At 55.0% G+C, this 19,375-nt stretch carries 10 protein-coding genes; 8 read left to right on the forward strand and 2 right to left on the reverse strand.

Annotated elements, in window-relative coordinates:
• Positions 1 to 25 precede the first annotated feature (25 nt).
• The gene (locus KJW29_RS03350) at positions 26 to 1,753 is read right to left on the reverse strand and encodes a sensor histidine kinase (protein WP_214628756.1); all 1,728 of its coding nucleotides are present in this window, start codon (positions 1,751 to 1,753) and stop codon (positions 26 to 28) included.
• Between the two features lie 277 nt (positions 1,754 to 2,030).
• On the opposite strand from KJW29_RS03350, the gene KJW29_RS03355 reads away from it, so the two are divergent.
• From KJW29_RS03355 to glpX, 5 genes are all read left to right on the forward strand, one after another.
• Complete coding sequence (locus KJW29_RS03355) at positions 2,031 to 2,885, forward strand: ABC transporter permease (protein ID WP_246608795.1); 855 nt, start codon at positions 2,031 to 2,033, stop codon at positions 2,883 to 2,885.
• An 18-nt stretch (positions 2,886 to 2,903) separates the two neighbouring features.
• Positions 2,904 to 3,782: a carbohydrate ABC transporter permease gene (locus KJW29_RS03360; RefSeq protein ID WP_214628758.1), complete on the forward strand. Its 879-nt coding sequence runs from the start codon at positions 2,904 to 2,906 to the stop codon at positions 3,780 to 3,782.
• Between the two features lie 128 nt (positions 3,783 to 3,910).
• Positions 3,911 to 5,653: an extracellular solute-binding protein gene (locus tag KJW29_RS03365; RefSeq protein WP_214628759.1), complete on the forward strand. Its 1,743-nt coding sequence runs from the start codon at positions 3,911 to 3,913 to the stop codon at positions 5,651 to 5,653.
• 326 nt (positions 5,654 to 5,979) lie between these two features.
• Positions 5,980 to 14,058 carry a carbohydrate binding domain-containing protein gene (locus KJW29_RS03370; protein ID WP_214628760.1) on the forward strand — a complete coding sequence of 2,693 codons (8,079 nt, stop codon included), beginning with the start codon at positions 5,980 to 5,982 and terminating at the stop codon, positions 14,056 to 14,058.
• Positions 14,059 to 14,643: 585 nt separating this feature from the next.
• Positions 14,644 to 15,615 (forward strand): class II fructose-bisphosphatase, encoded by a 972-nt coding sequence (gene glpX, locus KJW29_RS03375; RefSeq protein WP_214628761.1) that lies wholly within the window; start codon positions 14,644 to 14,646, stop codon positions 15,613 to 15,615.
• Positions 15,616 to 15,945: 330 nt separating this feature from the next.
• On the opposite strand, the gene KJW29_RS03380 is transcribed toward glpX, so the two are convergent.
• Entirely contained in the window at positions 15,946 to 16,485 is a 540-nt protein-coding gene (locus KJW29_RS03380) for a phosphatidylglycerophosphatase A family protein (protein ID WP_214628762.1), read from the reverse strand.
• 131 nt (positions 16,486 to 16,616) lie between these two features.
• Here KJW29_RS03380 and KJW29_RS03385 point away from each other — a divergent pair, with 131 nt between their 5' ends.
• The 3 genes from KJW29_RS03385 to rdgB all read left to right on the forward strand — a co-directional run bounded on the left by KJW29_RS03385 (position 16,617) and on the right by rdgB (position 19,284).
• On the forward strand, positions 16,617 to 17,675 hold the full coding sequence (locus tag KJW29_RS03385; RefSeq protein ID WP_214628763.1) for a GerMN domain-containing protein: 1,059 nt from the start codon (positions 16,617 to 16,619) through the stop codon (positions 17,673 to 17,675).
• A gap of 189 nt (positions 17,676 to 17,864) precedes the next feature.
• Positions 17,865 to 18,602 (forward strand): ribonuclease PH, encoded by a 738-nt coding sequence (rph, locus tag KJW29_RS03390; protein WP_108993644.1) that lies wholly within the window; start codon positions 17,865 to 17,867, stop codon positions 18,600 to 18,602.
• A 4-nt stretch (positions 18,603 to 18,606) separates the two neighbouring features.
• Complete coding sequence (gene rdgB, locus KJW29_RS03395; RefSeq protein WP_214628764.1) at positions 18,607 to 19,284, forward strand: RdgB/HAM1 family non-canonical purine NTP pyrophosphatase; 678 nt, start codon at positions 18,607 to 18,609, stop codon at positions 19,282 to 19,284.
• Positions 19,285 to 19,375: the final 91 nt, after the last annotated feature.

Genomic DNA, 19,375 nt, shown 5'->3' on the forward strand with positions numbered 1-19,375 from the left:
TCGCTCCTTCGATGAGTTCTAAAGGTCATTGGACGGGCCATCTCAGATAGACGGCGACTCCGCCTTCGGGTCTCGGCCGGAAGGTCAGCGTCGCGCCGTCTCCGAATTGGAACAACAGCCGCTGCCTGATATTCCAGAGCGCGCAGCCCGTGCTGTCGTCGGGCGTCTCGAGAATTTTGGCTTCCAGCCTTCGCAGCTCCTCATCGGTCATGCCAATTCCGTTGTCCTCTACGCAAATTTCGTGCCAGCCTTCCTCCGTCTTGCCGAAAATGGCGATCAGCCCGTCCCCGTCATAGCGCTCGATGCCGTGCAGCACCGCATTTTCGACCACGGGCTGCAGCAGCAGGCGAGGCACTTCAAGTTCCAACATTGTCTCCGGAACGTCGATGAAGTAAGACATGTGCTGGATATGGAAACGCTGGATTTCCAGGTAGCTCTCCAGCAACTGCAGTTCCTCGCGCAGCGTGGCCGTCAGCTTCTCGACACGGGTCGTGTAGCGATAATATTTGGACAGATGCATGGACAGCTTCATGACGGATTCCTTCTTGTCCAGACGGGCTAGACTGCGAATGAGCGCGAAGCAATTGTACAGAAAATGCGGATTGATCTGCGATTGCAGCTGTTTTACATTGGCTTCCCTGCGCCGGAGCTCCTCGACGTACACCTTGCCGATCAGCCTCTCCGTCTCGGCCGCCATGTCGTTGAAGCGCTGGAACAAATAACCGAATTCGTTTTTCGGATTTACGTTGATCCGGGTTGCGTAATTGCCGTCCTGCAGCCGCTTGACGTTGCGAATGAGCAGGCCGATCGGTCGTTGAACGTTGCGATACAGCAGGTAGGCGGCAAGCAGGCTCATCGCCAGCAGCAGAATGACGGAGCCGTAGAACAGAATTTGCGTCTTTACAATCGGCTGCATGACATCCTTGAGCGGCATGTAGTCGACGAGATACCAGCTCAGCGTCCGGATCGGCGCGATCGTGACGAGATATTCGCCTCCGCCCATCTTCACGATCTCGTTGCTGGCGGCGGCGAGAGATAGCTCCTCCTTGCGGAGAAGTTCTCCGATGCTGGCGATGATTTCGGGATCGGAGCTGCGGTTCAGAATGCTGTCACCGTCCTTGCTCATAAGGAACGGATCGCCTTTGCCCGTCTGCTTGAAAGCGTCGAGATCCTTGATAATATGTTCGTCGGGGAAGGAGATCTCCACGATGATGCCGGCCTGATCGACGTTCGAGATTTTGCTTGCGGGCTTGACGATGTGCCGGACGAACCTCATTTGTTTCAAATTCTGCGTAATCATCTCTTCGTATTGCCATGTCGGCGCAAGCAGCTTCTTTACGGATTCGAGATCGTATTGGAGGTATGTGTTGGTGGAGACGAACTGACCATTCTCCGGGGACAGGATGCTGTACTGGGTATCCCAGCGCTGGGAGACGTTGAGCAGGCGAAGCCGTTCCATGATGCGGAGCCGTTCGCTGTTGCGCTCATAGGCGCTCTCCAGTAGATGGATCGTCTGCAACTGCTGGATATGGATGTCCTCGCTGAGCAGGAAGCCGAGCGACGACAGCGTAGTGACGCTGCGGTCGATTTCGTTCGCCAAATAGGTGATGTCCTTCTGCTTGAGCGACTGCATTTCGTCCCGGATGACGTTCATGCTCGTCTGTGTTGAAAGCGTATACAACAATATGATCGGTATCAATAAGAGAACGATCAGAGTGATGATTTTGGCGAACGTGTTTTCTCTTAATCGCATCGGTATCCCCTCTATTCGTAATGGGAAGCGGACTTTTTAACAACCGCTAAAGAAAAGGGCATGGTTCTAAAGATTGCGGCATGTCGGCACAGGAGAGTCCGCTGATAGAATAAATCATACAGGAGAGTCAAAAAAATTCAATCCAAATTTTTGGAAGGGGGCAATTTCAATGGGTAGTGCGATAAACGAACCGCTTGGAAAGACAAGGCGGGGAAAACGAAGCACGCAGCATGAGCGCGCACAAGAGAAGCTGAGTCGCACTTGGCCCTTGCATCTCATGCTGCTGCCGGCGGCAATCGTTACTTTGATCTTCGCATATGTGCCGATGGGCGGCCTAATTATGGCATTTCAGGATTTCAAGCCGTACGACGGGATGTTAGGCTCGAAGTTTATCGGCCTTGAGCACTTTCGCTTCATGTTCGAATATCCGGACAGCAAGCAGGTCATTTGGAACACTTTGATTATTTCCAGTCTGAAGATCGTATTCGGCCTCATCGTTCCGTTCGCGTTCGCGATTTTGCTGAACGAAGTCCGGAAGATGTTTTTCAAACGGGTCGTGCAAACGCTGGTATACCTGCCGCACTTCATCTCGTGGGTTATTCTCGGCGCTATTTTGACGGATATGCTAGGGAGCAAAGGGATCGTGAACTCCACGCTGAACGCGATCGGACTGGATTCGGTCTTTTGGCTGGGAAATGGGGACTGGTTCCGATTTACCGTCGTTGTCAGCGACATTTGGCAAAATTTCGGCTTCAACACGATCGTGTTCCTCGCCGCGTTGGCAGGGGTGAACCCATCACTCTACGAGGCCGCGGAGGTGGACGGCGCCAACCGCTGGAAGCAGACGACTCACATTACGGTTCCCGCGATGATTCCGATCGCGGTCGTCGTAGGCACGTTATCGCTCGGCAACATCCTGAACGGCGGATTCGACCAAATATTCAACTTGTACAATTCGCTCGTGTACGACAAGGGCGATATCATCGACACCTTCGTCTACCGGACGGCGATCCTGAACGGGCAATACAGCTTCGGCACGGCGGTCGGGTTGTTCAAGTCGTTGATTGGCCTGATCCTGATCGTGTTCTCTTACCGAATGGCCTACAAATACGCGGGATATCGAATTTTTTGACAAAGAGGGTGAGAGAACATGTATCATAAATCGAAAGGATATAAAGCGTTTTCAGTTTTCAACTATCTCTTGCTGGCTTTAATCTGCGTCTCTTGCGTATTGCCGCTTGTGCATATTCTGGCCGTCAGCTTCAGCGCAAGCGCTCCCGCGAACTCCAATCTTGTGGGATTATGGCCGATCGGCTTCAATCTCGAGGCGTATACGAAGACGTTGAACAACGACAACTTTCATCACGCGCTGTTAAAAGGGCTGGAACGTACCGTTCTGGGCACGCTCATCGGCATGTCGCTTATGCTGCTTGCCGCCTACGCCTTGTCCAAGGACGGAAGGGGCTTTAAGAGCCGTTCGTATTACGTGTGGTTCTTCCTGTTTACGATGCTGTTTAGCGGCGGAATCGTGCCGTCTTACATGCTGATCCGCAATCTCGATCTCATGAATACGATCTGGGCGCTCGTGCTTCCGCTAGCAATCAACGTGTTTAATATGGTGCTGCTCATGAACTTCTTCCGGGCGGTGCCGAAGGAACTGGAGGAGGCGTCGCTGATCGACGGCGCGGGACACTTTCGAACGTTGCTCAGCATTTACCTGCCGATCTCGATGCCGGCGATCGCGACGATCTCGCTCTTTACGATGGTCATGCATTGGAACTCCTGGTTCGACGGATTATTGTATATTTCCGATTATCGAAAGTATCCATTGTCTACCTTCTTGCAGACGATTATCGTGCAGCAGGACTTTAATAAAATCAACCCCGATGTCAACGAACTAAAGAACATTTCGCAGCGGACGGTCAAGTCGGCGCAGATCTTTATCGGCACGCTTCCCATCCTGCTCGTATACCCGTTCCTGCAGCGTTATTTCGTCAAAGGCATCATCCTGGGCGCGGTCAAAGAATAGGCGAGAAAAGGGCATGAATGACAAAATTGTGGTCTTTAACGGCCTTGGCTGCGGCATTATGATTACATTATAACGATTTAGAAAATATCGTTATCTATAACATTATTTAACTTATAGGGGGTAGCAGAATGAAGAAAAAATGGCTTTCTACGCTGCTGGTATTGACTTGCGCGGCTTCCATCGCGGCTTGCTCGAGCAATGAGAATGGCGGCAGCAACGGCGGTGCGGCAACAAACAAGCCGGACAACACGGGCGGAGAAGCGACCAAAGCGGCGGATGCCGGCGATAACGGCTTCGTAAACGGCAAATATTCGACTCCGATCACGTTGACGACGGTATGGGGCTTGAACGAGAACGGCGCCATCTTCAAGGAAGGCGAGACGATCGAAAATAATATTTTGACGCAGACGATCGAGGAACGTCTCGGCATCGAAATCAAATATAACTGGGTTGTCACGAATACAAATGACGCCTACAAAACGAAGCTGCGTCTGATGCTCTCCTCCGGCGAGAAGATGCCGGATGTCGTGGCGTACCGCGGCGATCTGGAGACGGTCAACATGTTGATCGATTCCGGACAGTTTATGCCGGTGGGCGATCTGGTCGACCAATACGCGAACGAAACGTACAAAACAGGTCTCGAACTTGACCCTGCTATCTGGCTCCCTATCACTCGCGATGGCAGCAAAATGGCGTTGCCGATTCTCGACTATGCCTACAACGGCGACCATGTCATGTGGGTCCGTCAGGACTGGCTCGAAAATGTAGGTTTGCAAGCGCCGACAACTATCGCCGAGCTGGAGACGGTTATGGACGCGTTCGTGAACGGCGATCCCGACAAGGACGGTCAGAAAAACACGATCGGTCTCGCCACGGGCTTCAAGAACGGCTTCAACAACTGGATGACGGACATCGGCTTCGTTTTCGGCGCCTTTGGCACCATGCCGGGCCAATGGAACCTGAACGCCGAGGGCAAGCTGGAGCACGGCTCCGTCAACCCGGCTGCCAAGGCAGCGCTCGCCAAGCTGAAGGAATGGATGGACAAAGGATATATTTCGCAGGACGCGGCGTTGTATGACGAAACGGCGGGATCCGAGCTGTTTACGAAAGGCGAAGCGGGCATTATGTTCGGACCGAACTGGCTGCCGGCATGGCCGTTCCCGGATCTGAAAACGAACGTGCCTGGCGCGACGTTCAAGGCTTATCCGGTACCTGGCGGCAACGACGGCAAGATCGGCTCCGCGGGCGGCAACCCGCCGTCCAACGGTTATCTCTTCATTAACAAGGACGCCAAACATCCGGAAGCGGTGCTTCATTACTACAACTGGTTCTTCGAGAACACGGCCAACCCGCAGCCGGACAGCGAATTCGCTAACGGCTTCAAAGAAGGCTACGATTACGCGCTGCTGCCTGACGGCACGCTGACTGCGGACATCGCGAAGTATCCGGAGCTATTCCCTGGACTAAAGGATAAGGCTGCTCCGCCGCTTTTCTACGCACTGACTTACGAAGGCGCTCGTATTCCGAGCCTGTACGCCGACACGCATGTGAAGCTGGCAAGCGGCGCGGCGGCCGAGACGCCTTACGAGAAACAAGAGTTCAATACGCGTACCAAAGAAAATACGGACGCGATGAAAGTCGTCGTCGACCAAAAGGACATTCGCATGAAAAACTATTACATGGGTCCGCTGACCGAAACGATGCAGAGCAAAAACGAGCTGCTGAACAAGCTGCTTAACGAAACATTCAGCAAAATCATCTACGGCCAACAGCCGCTGGATTCCTTCGACACGATGGTGGAGAACTGGCACAAGTCGGGCGGCGAGCAAATCACCAAAGAAGTCAACGAGTGGTATGACAAGGCGAAGTAAATGCAAAGTCTTTAATAATAATAAGGTTTAAAAAATCGATTTTCAGCACCGAGAAGGTTGGATGAAGCTAGAAACTGAGGAGCGGAGCGTAGTGGAACTACGTGAGCACCGGAAGTTTCGGCTGAATGCAAGATTCGACGTCGAATTGACATCCAGATATACTTCGTGATCAAAATTGTTTTTTTAAACTACCTCTGAAAAAGCAGCCGGCCAACTTTGCGTTTCTCTGTGGGAACTCCAAGGAGGCAGGCTGCTTTTCTCATGTCGATGTAAGCGTTATCGAATTAAACTCTTCTATTATTGTCAGGTTAGGAGTGTATACATTCATGCGAAAAAAATGGCTTAGTTGGCTTATGATCCTGGCTATCGTATGCAGCCTGATGCCGGCGCCGGCATCCGCTTCGACAGGCGATCAAGGCAAGGAGGCGGCTTTTAAGAGCGAGAAGCTTTGGGGAGAAGCATTAATGCGGGATTGGATTGCGCAAGGATTGCTATCCGGTTATCCGGACGGCTCGCTGCGCCCGAATGAGCCCGTAACCCGGGCACAGTTCGCGAAGCTTCTAAATACTTTATTCCAATACATAGACGGCGGCTCCGTTGCGTTCAGCGATGTGGAGAACGGGGCATGGTATGCGGCGGATGTCAGAAACGCGGCAGCTGCAGGCGTAATTTCGGGTTTCCCTGGCGGCTTTTTCAAACCAGGGGATCCCATTCGAAGGCAGGATGCGGCAAAGCTTTTGGATACCGCCTTTCAGCTCGCCTTAACGAAAATGGGTTCTGGCAAGGACCTCTCTGCTTTTTCCGATGCTTCATCCATTCACGCATATGCGGCAGAATCCATGACTCGACTCGTCTCGGGTGGCTATATGAACGGCTATCCGGACGGGACGATTCGGCCGCTGCGTGCGGTAACGCGTGCCGAAGCAGTCTCCCTGCTGGCTGCGCTGGCTGGCGAAGTCATTGGGAAGGCAAGTGTTATTCGGGATGTTGTATATGAAGGCAACCTTCTGATTGGAACAAGCGGTGTTCGGATTATGGACTCCACCATAAAGGACCATGTCTACATTGCGCCGGGGGTTGGAGAAGGCGAGGCGTTTTTCGAGGGAACGTCGATTTTAGGGAATTTGTTCGTAAGCGGAGGCGGAGTAAACAGCATTTATCTGACAGATACCGATGCAGACGAGCTTGTTGTCAACAAAAAGGGCGGACCCGTGCGCATCGTAGTTGGCGAGGGATCGCAGGTTGGCACTCTCCAGGTGGAGAGCGAAGCGATCATTGAGCTTGAGAATGATGCTCGCATCGATAGCCTTGTTTTCCGGTACGGGGCGGAAGGAAGCGAACTCCGCGACAATGGCGGCTTCATCGGCGAGATCGTGAACGATGCCGGCATTGCGATTCAGGGAGGCAGCAGTACGAGTCGGCCAAGTCCGACTCCGACATCCCGGCCGGTAACGGGACCAACGACCGGACCGACGGCGGGTCCGACGGCGAGTCCGACCGCGGAGCCGTCCGCCGAGCCTAGTCCAAGCCCTACGACGGAGCCGGAGAAAGCCTGGAGGCTGGTATGGAACGATGAATTCGACCGTTCAGGGGATAATTTGGACGACAACGGAATCGACTTGGACAAATGGGGATACCAGCTGGGCACCGGCGCGCAATACGGGCTGGACGGCTGGGGGAACAACGAACAGCAATATTACAGATCCGAGAACATGATCGTTGACGAAGAGACGGATATGCTGATCGTGACCGCCAAGAAGGAGACGCACCAAGGCAAGCCGTATACGTCCGGCCGGATTTATACGGAACCGACATTCTCCCAAACGTACGGCAAGTTCGAAGCCCGCATGAAGCTGCCCGCAGGCGAAGGCGTCTGGCCAGCGTTCTGGATGATGCCAAAGGACAGCGAATACGGCGTCTGGGCAGCCTCGGGCGAGCTCGACATTATGGAGGCGCGCGGACGGCTTCCGGAGGAGGTCGGCGGAACGATCCATTTCGGCCGCAATTGGCCGAACAACAAAGCGACGGGAGACGAGTACCATTTTCCCGAGGGAGAAGACATTACGGGTTTCCATACGTACGGCGTGGAGTGGGAGCCGGGAGAGATTCGCTGGTACGTGGACGGGAATTTGTATCAAACCTTAAATAATTGGGATAGCTGGGGGGCGGACCAGCCGGCGAAATACGCCTATCCGGCACCGTTCGATAAGCCGTTTTACATGATTTTGAACCTCGCGATCGGCGGCAATTACGACGGCGGGAGACTGCCGAAGGAAAGCGATCTTCCCGCTCAGATGCTCGTCGATTACGTACGTGTGTACGAACCGGATGGCTGGGAATACCGCGAGCCCCTCGAACCGCAAATTGATGCGGAGCCATATCCCGATGCATATAAGGCGCCCATAAACGGCAATTTCGTCTACGACGGCGAGTATGGGGAGACCTTTACGAACGTTACGGAGGCCGGCCAGTCTTTGAACAAGGACTTCTGGAATTTCGTGACCGTAGGCACATTTCTCGGCCAAGCAACGGTTTCTGTGGAAGAACTCGACGGAAAGCGGTTCGCCAAAGCCGATATCGCAGCCGGAGGAAACGCGGTCCATGCGGTACAGCTTATTCAGAACGTGACGCTGGGCAAAGGAAGATGGTATAAGCTGTCGTTCGATGCCAAGTCGAACGCAAGCCGCACGATGACCGTCAAGCTCGGCGGCGGGGAGAACCGGGGCTGGTCGGTCTACTCCGACAGTCTGGAGGCAAGACTGAACGATTCGTTGCAAGGTTACGAAATGACGTTCCAGATGACGGCGGAGACGGATACGTTGGCGCGGCTGGAATTTAATATGGGACTCGCCACAAATCCCGTCTGGATCGGGAATGTGAAGCTGGAAGAAGTGGCTGCGGCGGATCCGTACAAGGAAAATGATCCCAAGACGCCGCTGGCGGACGGCAATCACGTATTTAACGGCAACTTCGATCTCGGACACTTGAACCGACTCACTTACTGGAAGCTTTCCACGAAAGCAGGAGCGGAAGCGGCCGTCTCGGTAGATCCGGTCGAGAGGCAGCTCGCGGTAAGCATCTCCCGGGCAGGGGGCGAGGCAGGGGACATCGTGCTTGCGCAGAGCGGGATCGAGCTTATTGAAGGCAATGATTATTCCCTTTCGTTCCAAGGAAGCGCCGCAGCCAACAGAACGGTAACGGTTGCGTTAGCTTCGACGGACGGCACTGTCTATGACGAGGGGCAAGCAGAACTTGAGCCCGGCGATTTGACGGGCCGAACGGTATCCCTCCGCATGGATGGAGCTACCGATCGCAACGCGGTATTGCTGTTGATGTTCGGCGGAGCGGATGCCGATGTTCGGATGGATGATATTCGTCTGACCAGGCTGACGAACAATAACGTAGGAGAGCCCGAGCTGAATGCGCAATTCCCGCTGAAGAACGGCGATTTCTCCAATGGCAAGTTGTTCTGGAGCGAGCATGTGCAGGGACGATACGATGGTTGGGACGGCGTTACGGCTTTCTCCGTTCAGGAAGGCGCCATGAAAGGGCTGGTGTCCAGCGTGGGCAATAATCCTTGGGATGTCATGTTGATGCAGACCGACTTCGAGCTGGCGAAAGGTCTCACCTATATCGTATCTGTCGATGCCCGATCGACTACGATAAGGGAAACCGAGCTTGTTGTGGATTACGGCAATACGAGGCTGCTATCGGAGCGGGTCGGTTTGACTTCGGAATGGCAGACATTCAGCTACGAGCTTCCTGTTACGGCTGACGTGACGGCTTCCTTCAAGATGCTGCTCGGCAAGCTGGACGGGGCTGCGGCGCTATCCGCGCATGAAATATATGTGGATAATGTCAAGCTGGAGCTGAAAGGGGCGCGCGACGCGGTATTCCTGGCGAAGAACGGTTATTTCGACGAAGGGTTGGCAGGCTGGAACAGTCATGTGCAGGGCATCTATGACGGTCCGTCCACGGCCGTAGTATCCGGAGTAGCAGGCGCGCTTAAAGCCGAAATCGGGCACGCCGGGCTTAATCCTTGGGACATCGTTGTCTCGCAGGACACGGTGGAGCTGAAGAAGGGCAAGACGTACATCGTGAAGTTCGATGCTCGCTCGACGATGCCGCGCACCATCGAAGTGACCGCGGAGAACGCGGCTTACACGCGGTTCTTGAATCAGCCTGCGCGGCTGGAAGATTACACGCAAACCTACAGCTACGAATTTACGATGAACAGCGACGAGAATGCGAGTCTCAAATTTCTGCTCGGCAAGATGGCGAATCAGGACGGGACGATCGGTCATGAGCTGTTTATCGATAACGTAAGATTCGAGTTGAAAGGCGCCATGGAGGCGACTGGCGAAAAAGCCCGCACGTCGAACGACATTACGTTGCCGAAGCCCCCAGCCGTCTCCCCGGACGCAACGGGAAATCTGATCGATGCTCCGCTGACTCTTACGTTCGCGGACTCGGCGGTCTGGCGGGAAGGCATCTATGCCGTAATCGTCAATGGCGAGGCATTGGACCCGGGCGATTATACGATCGGCGCCGGAACGATTACGCTTGCGGCAGGCGTGCTGGAACAACCGGGCATGTATGGCATTACGATCAAAGCTGTCGGCTACGAGCCTGCTTCCGTCTCGCAGGAGGTGCTGGCCGTAGAGATGTGGACGCTGGTCTGGAACGACGAATTCGACGGAACGGGCACGCAGCTTGACGACAACGGCCTTGATCTGGCGAGATGGGCCTACCAGCAAGGAACGGGCAGCGATTACGGCCTCGATAGTTGGGGCAACAACGAGCTGCAATATTACAAGAAAGACAATGTAAAGGTCGCGGATGGCAGCTTGCTCCTGGAAGCAAAACCGGAATCCTATGGCGGCAAGTCGTATACGTCGGGAAGGCTGTGGACGTCCCCGACTTTCGGCAAGGCATACGGCAAATTCGAAGCCCGCATGAAGCTCCCTGCGGGGCAGGGACTTTGGCCGGCGTTCTGGTTGATGCCGAGGGATTCCGAGTACGGCGGCTGGGCCTCCTCCGGCGAGATCGATATTATGGAAGCGAGAGGGCGGCTGCCGGAAACGGTGGACGGCACGATCCATTACGGCAAGGGAGCGCCTAATAACAAGGCGGCCGGCTCGCATTACGTGTTCCCGGAAGGCGAAGATTTTACCGATTTCCATACGTATTCGCTGGAATGGGAGCCGGGAGAGCTGAGATGGTACGTGGACGGCAATCTGTACCAGACGATTAACGATTGGCATAGCTGGGGGGCGGGTCAGCCGGACAAATACGCGTTCCCGGCTCCGTTCGACAAGGAGTTCTACATCATTATGAATCTTGCGGTAGGGGGCAATTACGACGGCGGACGGCTGCCGGACCCCGGTGCTTTCCCTGCCACAATGGTGGTCGATTACGTCCGCGTATACGAATTGACGGGGCGGCCTTATTTGGAGCCGGTTGAGCCGCGGCTTGTCGCTGACGAATTCCCCAAAGGCGGCAAGGAAGCCGTAGGCGGGAATTTCCTGTACGATATTGGTTTCGCGGAAGGCATCAACAGCGTGACGGATGCTGCGCCGGACATGGACCCCGTCTATTGGAACTTCCTGCACGATAATCAGTTCGGCGGCTCCGGGACGGCGAGCGTCGAGACGATAGACGGCGCGAAGTTCGCCAAGCTGGATCTGACCGCGGGCGGCAACGCGAATTACGCTTTGCAGCTCATTCAATATTTGACGCTGGTCAAAGGCAAGTCGTATAAGCTTAGCTTCGACGCGAAAGCGTCGGCGGCCCGGAATATGAGCACCAAGTTCGGCGGGGATGCCAACAGCAATTGGGCGATCTATTCCGACAACTTCGATGCGGGATTAACGGAAGTCGTGAAATCCTACGAATATCGGTTCCAGATGACTGGCGACACCAACGCGGCGGCTCGCTTGGAATTCAACGTGGGGCAGAATGTTGCCGATGTCTGGATCGGCAATGTCCGCGTCGAGGAGATCGACATGGTAAACACGCCCGACGATCCCAAGAAGCCGCTGGACAACGGCAATCACGTCTACAACGGCTCCTTCGATTTGGGGACGATGGACCGCATGAAATATTGGCATGTATATGCGGGAGGCACGGCTTCGGCGGTGCTGGGAGTGAAGCCCGACGAACGTTATTTGAGCGCGAGTATCGAAGCAGGCGGCGCGTCTCCTTCGGATATCGTACTGAGTCAGAAGGGCATCGAGCTGCTGCAGAGCGATACGTACCGGCTGTCGCTGGAGGGTTGGGCGGACGGCGCGCGAAGCATCGAGGTGCGGCTGCGGGGCAAGGACGGCGCCGTCTTTGCCGGACCATTCAGCGTGCTGCTCGGAACGGAACGGGCAACGATTGCCGTAGCGGAGTTCGATATGCCGGCCGGCGTGTCGGACGCGGAGGCGGAGCTTGACATTGCGCTTGGCGGCTCTTCGGTTGACGTTTACCTGGACAATGTGACCCTGATTCGCACGTCGAACCGAAATGTAGATTTCTCGGGAGTTGATCTGTATCCCGTGCGCAACGGCGACTTCCATTTCGGTCTGAGCGGTTGGGAGCCGTTTGTCCAGGGCGGTGCGGCGACATTCGAGAACGTGGGGGGCGAGGCACGCATTAACGTGACGAACGTCGGCTCGGCCGGTTGGAACATTATGCTGAATCAGTCGAATCTGAAGCTGGAAGGCGGCCTGACCTACGTCTTGTCCTTCGAGGCTTCCGCGAACGTAGCCCGCGACATCGAGGTATCGCTGGAGAACGAGGGTTATGTCAGGCGGTTCTTCTCGGGAGCGCTTGCGTTGACGGGGGAGAAACGGCGCTTCGAATTCGTCTTTAGAATGCCGATGGACGAAATTCTGGCGCTCAAGATCATGACCGGCAAGACGGCGAACAGTCCTTCGGGAGCGCATGCGATAACGATCGACAACGTGGTACTCGCCGTGCAGTACTCGCCGCTTCTGCAGCCCGCGACCGTCATGTCGGACGAATCGGATAATCGCATCGGGGAAGCCGTCGCGCTGCTTCATTCTCCATCGGTTGGTTGGGCGGAAGCGCTGACGCAGGTCGCGGTGAACGGGACGGCGCTGGACGCCGGTTTGTACGAGAAGGGCGACGGCGAGATCGTCATCGCGGCGGAAGTTTTTGCGGAAGAGGGACTTTACGATATCGTGCTGAAGTCGACAGGATATGCGGATGTCGCGGTACGTCAGCAGATGCTGGCCGGCGACGGCAACCTTGTCCTGAACGGCAGTATGTCGCAAGGGCTAGCGAATTGGGAAGTGTGGGAAGGCGAAGGCGGGGATTCTACGGTTACAGCGGAGAACGACGCGGCCAAGGCCGTTATCCATTGGCACGGGGGGATGCATCCCGCCTGGAACGTGCCGATAGGGTGGTCTACGCAGTTCACCCAATCCGGCATCAGGCTGGAGGCCGGCAAGACGTATGAGCTCAGCTTCAACGCGTGGTCGACGGAAAGCAGGCCTATTGTTACGGAACTTGGCGGTTACAATAATAACCAGTCGGTGACATATGCTTTGACGACGAATTCGGACGACGTGCACAAGACAACGCTGCGTCCTTCGTCCAATGTGAACCTGTCGCTGAAATTTCTTCTTGGCAATGTCGTGAGCGGGGCGTTAACGACGCCGGACGAGGAACATACCGTCTTTATCGACAACGTTGCGATCAAAGAAGTGAAGGCTCCGCCGGTCCTTGCCGCCGACTCGGTGGACAATAAGATGGGTCAGCCCATCGCGCTGACCTTCGACGATGACGCGGAGTGGCGCGCGGCGGTAGCTCGCGTGCTTGTAAACGGCGCGGCGGCTTCGCCCGCGCAGGTGACGATGGAAGCAGGCGTCATCACGCTGGCTGCGGAGCTATTCCCTGCTATCGCGACTTATTCCATCGCGATCGAGGCGCCGGGCTATGGCGTTGCATCGGTGCAGCAAAAGATACAGACGGCAGCGCCTAATGTGGCGCTCCCACGCGCTGGCGGCGCCAGCGCGTCTAGCGAAAACGGCGCGGCCGGGGCCGCTTCCCGCGCGTTCGACGGCAACGCCGGCACGCGTTGGGAGTCCGTCACCGGAGCGGACCCGCAGTGGCTCGCCATCGATCTTGGCGGCGTTTATGCACTGGATGGCATTACGCTCCAATGGGAGGGAGCTTACGCCAAGGCATATAAGCTGCAGGCATCAACCGCCGTCGTTCCGGGCGAGGGAGATTGGATAGACCTGTTCAGCGAGGAAAACGGCAACGGAGGGCTGGACGAAATCGCGCTAAGTGGCGAAGAAGCAAGGCATATCCGGATGTACGGCACCGTTCGCGGCACGCCTTGGGGATATTCGCTATGGGAGCTTGAGGTGTACGGCTCGCTTGTAAGCGACTGAAGCGGCTTGTTCTGACTTGGAAACGTGCCTACGGGATTCATTCCAGGTACTGACGAAGGTGCAGGGAGAGATCTCAGTGCAGACAGCAACGATTGGGGCACGGTTTTCAGTGACGATCGCGTATTAAGCCAGGGCGATTGGAAGGAAATCGTTACTATGGAGAAGTCGGCTGAGAGTCGTTACATCCGCATTCTCGTCACGGACAAAGTTTTCCGCCCTATGGCCGTCGTTGTTTGAAATCGAGGTATACGCTAGTTAGCATGCAAGTAATTGAGATGGAGAAGAGGGTTCTTACCAGTCATGGTAAGGGCTCTTTTTTGTTTTGTCTGTGCAGAGAAAAGTATGTGTGACGAGAGGAGTAGATCGATGTGACCGACTTAAATCCGGAAAAGTGTGCCTAACGGGAGGAGTAGATCGATGACCGACTTAAACGCGGACCTAAAATAAAAATGATGATTTAATGAAGATTCCACCCTTATATATTGCGTCATAATTAAATATATGATACATATTAAATAATGAAAATGAGTGCTAATAGATGAATGCAACCCAAAAAAGAGATGAACCTACGAGGAGTGAGCGAGTATGGAGAGAGAGCTTGCGCTAGAAATTGTAAGAGTTACGGAGCTGGCGGCATTGGCATCGGCGCCATGGATGGGCCGTGGAGACAAAAACGGAGCAGACGGAGCCGCAACCTCCGCAATGAGAGCGATGTTCGATTCGGTGTCGATAAGGGGAACGGTCGTCATTGGCGAAGGCGAGATGGATGAGGCGCCCATGCTATACATTGGCGAAGAGGTGGGCAGCTTGAACGGTCCCGAGGTCGACGTCGCAGTGGATCCGTTGGAAGGGACCGAGATCGTCGCCAAGGGGCTGAACAACGCATTGTCCGTCATTGCAGTCGCAGGCAAAGGTCAATTGCTGCATGCGCCGGATATGTATATGGAGAAGCTGGCTTACGGGCCTGCTCTGGTGGGCAAGCTCAGCATAACGGATCCCCTGGAGGAGACTCTGTCCAAAGCGGCGGAAGCACTGAACAAAAAGGTGTCCGATCTGACGGTGATGATTCTCGACCGTATCCGTCATGAGGCGAGCATCAAAGTGCTAAGGAAGGTTGGCGTTCGCATCAAATTTTTATCCGATGGGGACGTAGCAGGGGCTATGGCGCCGGCTTTTCCGGAGGCGGGAATTGATTTGTACGTGGGGTCGGGCGGAGCGCCGGAAGGGGTGCTCGCGGCTGCCGCGCTGAAATGTCTAGGAGGCGAATTGCAGGGGAGATTGATGCCCGCCGACGCGGCGGAATACGACCGCTGCATCGCGATGGGCATTGCTGAGCCTTATAAGGTGCTGACGATGGAAGATATGGTCGGAACGGAGGATGTTATTTTCGCGGCTACGGGGGTCACCCCGGGCGAATTTCTTGGCGGCGTCCGATATTTCCCGGATGAACGGGCGGAGACCCATTCCATCGTCATGCGCGCCAAAACAAAAACGGTTCGTTTCGTGCGCTCCATTCACTATTTGCCCAACAAGACATACCTCCAGACAGCGCGTTGAATGTTGTATTCGCAGCGAGTGGGCATCGTCGCTAGTGAATCGGAATAATATTCTCCTACTAGGAGTAGGAGCTCATATGTCTTACGCAAAAGAGAGCAGCTCCAAAGTCTCCGTTGGATGACATTTGAGGACTGCTCTCTATTTGCATAAGAGTATAGCCGAGCATCTCGATTAGCAGCGCTCCACACCCCAGTGAAGCAAAAAAGTTTGCTTCAATGGCTCAACTGGTGCCCGCAACGCTCAACGAAGCAAAAAAGTTTGCTTCGATAATCCTCTAAGCCGACCTTCTCGGCTTGCAGCACACCGCGCGGTCGCGAACTGCCCCAGCTACTAGTCCAGCGGAGGCGTCGTTTCGCCCTCGCGTTCCGCCTGCTTGCGGTGAGCGATGCGGCTGGCCGCGGACGCCGCGATGGCGCCGACGATATCGTCCAGGAAAGTGTGGATCTCGCCTTCCGTCTTGCTGTTAAGCCTAACGAGGATGCCCGGTTTCACTTTGTCGATGAAGCCGAAGTTCGTAAACCCGATGCTGCCATACACGTTGACGATCGATAAGGCCAATATTTCGTCGCAGCCGTACAAGCCCTCGTCATGTTGAATCATCTCCTGCAATGGGGGCAGCAGCTTGCCCTCCTCCGCCAGCATATCAAGCTGAATGCCGGTCAGAACGGCGTTCTGTACCTCGCGCTTCGACAACACGGCATCTACATGAATCATACATTCGTCCAGCGTCAGCTCGGGGAAATAATCCTTCTGCAGGAAATGCACGAGCTCGGCAATTTCCATTTTGGTGACTCCGCGTTTCTCCAGCCATTCTTCTGTGGCTTCAGCCACCTTTTTACTATTTAAGCTATATTTTGCGGGATTGCTCATCTTCTTTGTTCCCCCTCATGATTTTGTGGACAAAACTGGTCTAAAACAGGGAAGGGCTCGTATACATAGTACTACAAATAAGGAGTTGTACAAAGCCGACAGGCAATATTCATTGGGGAGGAATTGTAATCATGGTTCAAAAAAGATGGATTCGCCATACCGCATTAACCGCCGTACTCGTATTGCCGGTCATTACGGCAGGCTGCGGACTGTTCTCGCAGCAAACAAGCAAGTCGATCGATCCGCCGCCGTCACAGGTGGAAACGACGGAAAACAACGACCCTACCGGACAGGCTCCGGTGGACGGGCAAGCGGGGGGCTCCAGCCTGACCGTGTATTTGCAAGATCGAAACGGTTACTTGGCGCCTATCTCGATTCCGATCGCTTACGGTGCCGAAGAGATGCCGGGACAGAAGGCGCTGGAGCTGATGGTGGATGGCGGCACATACGCATCTACGCTGCCGGAGGACTTCCGCGCGCTGATACCGCAAGGCACGCAGATTTTGAGCTACAACTACGATAAGGAGCGTCAGATCGCCCAAGTCGACTTTTCCGAGCCGTTTATTAGCTACAACGCGGCGGACGAGCGTGACATTATCGAATCCATTACTTGGACGCTGACCGCCATGAGCGGTATTAAAGGAGTAGAACTGTCCGTGAAAGGCGAACCGTTGACAGAAATGCCTGTAGCAGGATTCCCGATTAATGGCGAGCTTACCCGTGCAATCGGCATCAACATCGAGCTGGCGGACGGCGTCGCCATTACGAACTCTTCGCCGGTGACGCTGTACTTCTCGGCCGATACGATGAACGACGAACAATATTACGTGCCGATCACTCGCTTGATCTCCCGAGCAGATTCGCCGGCCTTGGCGGCTATGGATGAGCTCATCGCAGGGCCGCTGAACAAAAAGGCGTTGAACAGCGTTATTTTGCCGGATGTGGAAGTAGCGAGCATCGAAGAGAAGGACGGCATTGTCTTTGTAGACCTGGAAGACGCCGTTTATGAATCGGGTCATCAATTGCCGGCGGAAATGCTGCAAGCGGTCGTGCTCTCCCTTACGGAGACGACGGGAGAAGCCGAAGTCCAGATCCGCATCAATGGCGAGTCCAATCTGGTGGACACCAACAACAACGATTACAGCAAGCCGGTCGGCCGGCCGCATCATGTGAACGCGCTGAAGTCATAAGACTAGTATAAACGGGAAGGGACGAACGCCGCGGCGCCGCGGGTTCGTCCCTTCTCTATGTGGTCGCGGAGATGCAATTATTAGCTATGCTCAGATGCCAGGGTGCAATTGCGGGTACACTTTGTTAAAATAGGAACGACCTGCAAGAGTCGGTCGGAGACGGATAATAGTTCAGGAGGCATACATAAGATGAGAAACGACGGTCGACAACCGAATGGACTTCGTTCGGTCACGATAACGCCAAACGTAAATAAACATGCGGAAGGTTCGGTCATGATCGAATTCGGCGACACAAAGGTGATTTGCACCGCAAGCGTGGAGGAGCGCGTCCCGCCTTTTATGAAGGGACAAGGAAAAGGCTGGGTAACTGCGGAATATGCGATGCTGCCGCGCGCGACCCATTCCCGCAACCATCGGGAAGCGGCTAAGGGCAAGCTGACGGGCCGTACGATGGAAATTCAACGGCTGATCGGCAGGGCTTTGAGATCGGTCGTCGATCTGCAAGCGCTGGGCGAACGCACGATTACGTTGGATTGCGATGTCATCCAGGCAGACGGCGGCACCAGAACAACTTCGATTACAGGCGCCTTTGTCGCATTGGCAATCGCCGTGAACAAGCTGTCCGCAACTGCCAATTTCTCCAAATTCCCGATCCGCGACTTCCTGGCTTCGGTCAGCGTAGGGGTCATTGGGGAGCGGGCATTGCTTGATCTGAACTACGAAGAGGATTCCAAGGCGAAGGTCGACATGAACGTCGTTATGACGGGGCAAGGTCGATTTGTTGAAGTGCAGGGGACAGGCGAGGAAGCAACGTTCTCCCGGGAAGAACTGAACGAGCTGCTTGCGTTGGCGGAAGGCGGAATCAACGAGCTGTTCGCGAAGCAGCGCGAGGTGCTGGGACCGATCGCCGATCGGATCAGAGGTTGACCGTATGGGAGAGGGCAATATTATTGCAGGAAGCCGAGACGGATTAGGAAATGACGCCATTGTCGTCGCGACGAAAAATAACGGTAAATTAAAAGAATTCGCCCATGCGTTGGGTAAGCTGGACAAGCGAGTCCTTAGTCTGCACGATTTCCCGGAAATTCCGGATATTGTTGAGGACGGAGACACTTTTGCGGCGAATGCCCGAATTAAAGCGAAGACGACTGGCGACGCATTAGGCGTACCGGCGCTTGCGGACGACTCGGGTCTGCGCGTTGAAGCGCTCGGCGGAGAGCCGGGCGTCTATTCGGCCCGATATGCAGGGGAAGGAGCGGCCGACGAAGAAAATAACGCCAAGCTGATTCGGGAGCTTACGAGCATCGGCGCCAGCTGTTCGGAGCAGCAACTGGAGGATGGTTCTCGGCAACTCAGCAAAGCGCAGTTCGTCTGCGCCCTTGCGCTGTACGACCCTGCCACAGGAGAATTCGTGGAAGCGGAGGGCACGGTCGACGGCGTCATCACGGACAAACCGCACGGAGACGGAGGTTTCGGCTACGATCCTCTCTTCTGGCTTCCGCAGCTTGGCAGAGGCATGGCGGAGCTGAGCAAGGAGGAGAAGGGAGCAATCAGCCATAGGGGAGATGCGCTTCGAAAGCTTCTTCCTCTACTTATGAAGCAGCAATAATTTCGAGCGATGTCTCTTAAATGAAACGGCTGCCCCGAAAGTGCTTGCATGACATGTAAACATCCTGAATTACAAACGAAAGGACCTCGAA

The organism is Paenibacillus agaridevorans, assembly GCF_018604145.1.
GTDB classification, from domain to species: Bacteria; Bacillota; Bacilli; order Paenibacillales; family Paenibacillaceae; genus Pristimantibacillus; species Pristimantibacillus agaridevorans.

Excerpts from the sequence above, each read along its gene's own strand:
- KJW29_RS03380 (WP_214628762.1), bottom strand. The coding sequence starts at position 16,485 with ATGAGCAATCCCGCAAAATATAGCTTAAATAGTAAAAAGGTGGCTGAA.
- KJW29_RS03360 (WP_214628758.1), top strand. The coding sequence starts at position 2,904 with ATGTATCATAAATCGAAAGGATATAAAGCGTTTTCAGTTTTCAACTAT.
- KJW29_RS03370 (WP_214628760.1), top strand. The coding sequence starts at position 5,980 with ATGCGAAAAAAATGGCTTAGTTGGCTTATGATCCTGGCTATCGTATGC.
- KJW29_RS03385 (WP_214628763.1), top strand. The coding sequence starts at position 16,617 with ATGGTTCAAAAAAGATGGATTCGCCATACCGCATTAACCGCCGTACTC.
- KJW29_RS03355 (WP_246608795.1), top strand. The coding sequence starts at position 2,031 with ATGCTGCTGCCGGCGGCAATCGTTACTTTGATCTTCGCATATGTGCCG.
- glpX (WP_214628761.1), top strand. The coding sequence starts at position 14,644 with ATGGAGAGAGAGCTTGCGCTAGAAATTGTAAGAGTTACGGAGCTGGCG.
- rdgB (WP_214628764.1), top strand. The coding sequence starts at position 18,607 with ATGGGAGAGGGCAATATTATTGCAGGAAGCCGAGACGGATTAGGAAAT.
- KJW29_RS03350 (WP_214628756.1), bottom strand. The coding sequence starts at position 1,753 with ATGCGATTAAGAGAAAACACGTTCGCCAAAATCATCACTCTGATCGTT.
- KJW29_RS03365 (WP_214628759.1), top strand. The coding sequence starts at position 3,911 with ATGAAGAAAAAATGGCTTTCTACGCTGCTGGTATTGACTTGCGCGGCT.
- rph (WP_108993644.1), top strand. The coding sequence starts at position 17,865 with ATGAGAAACGACGGTCGACAACCGAATGGACTTCGTTCGGTCACGATA.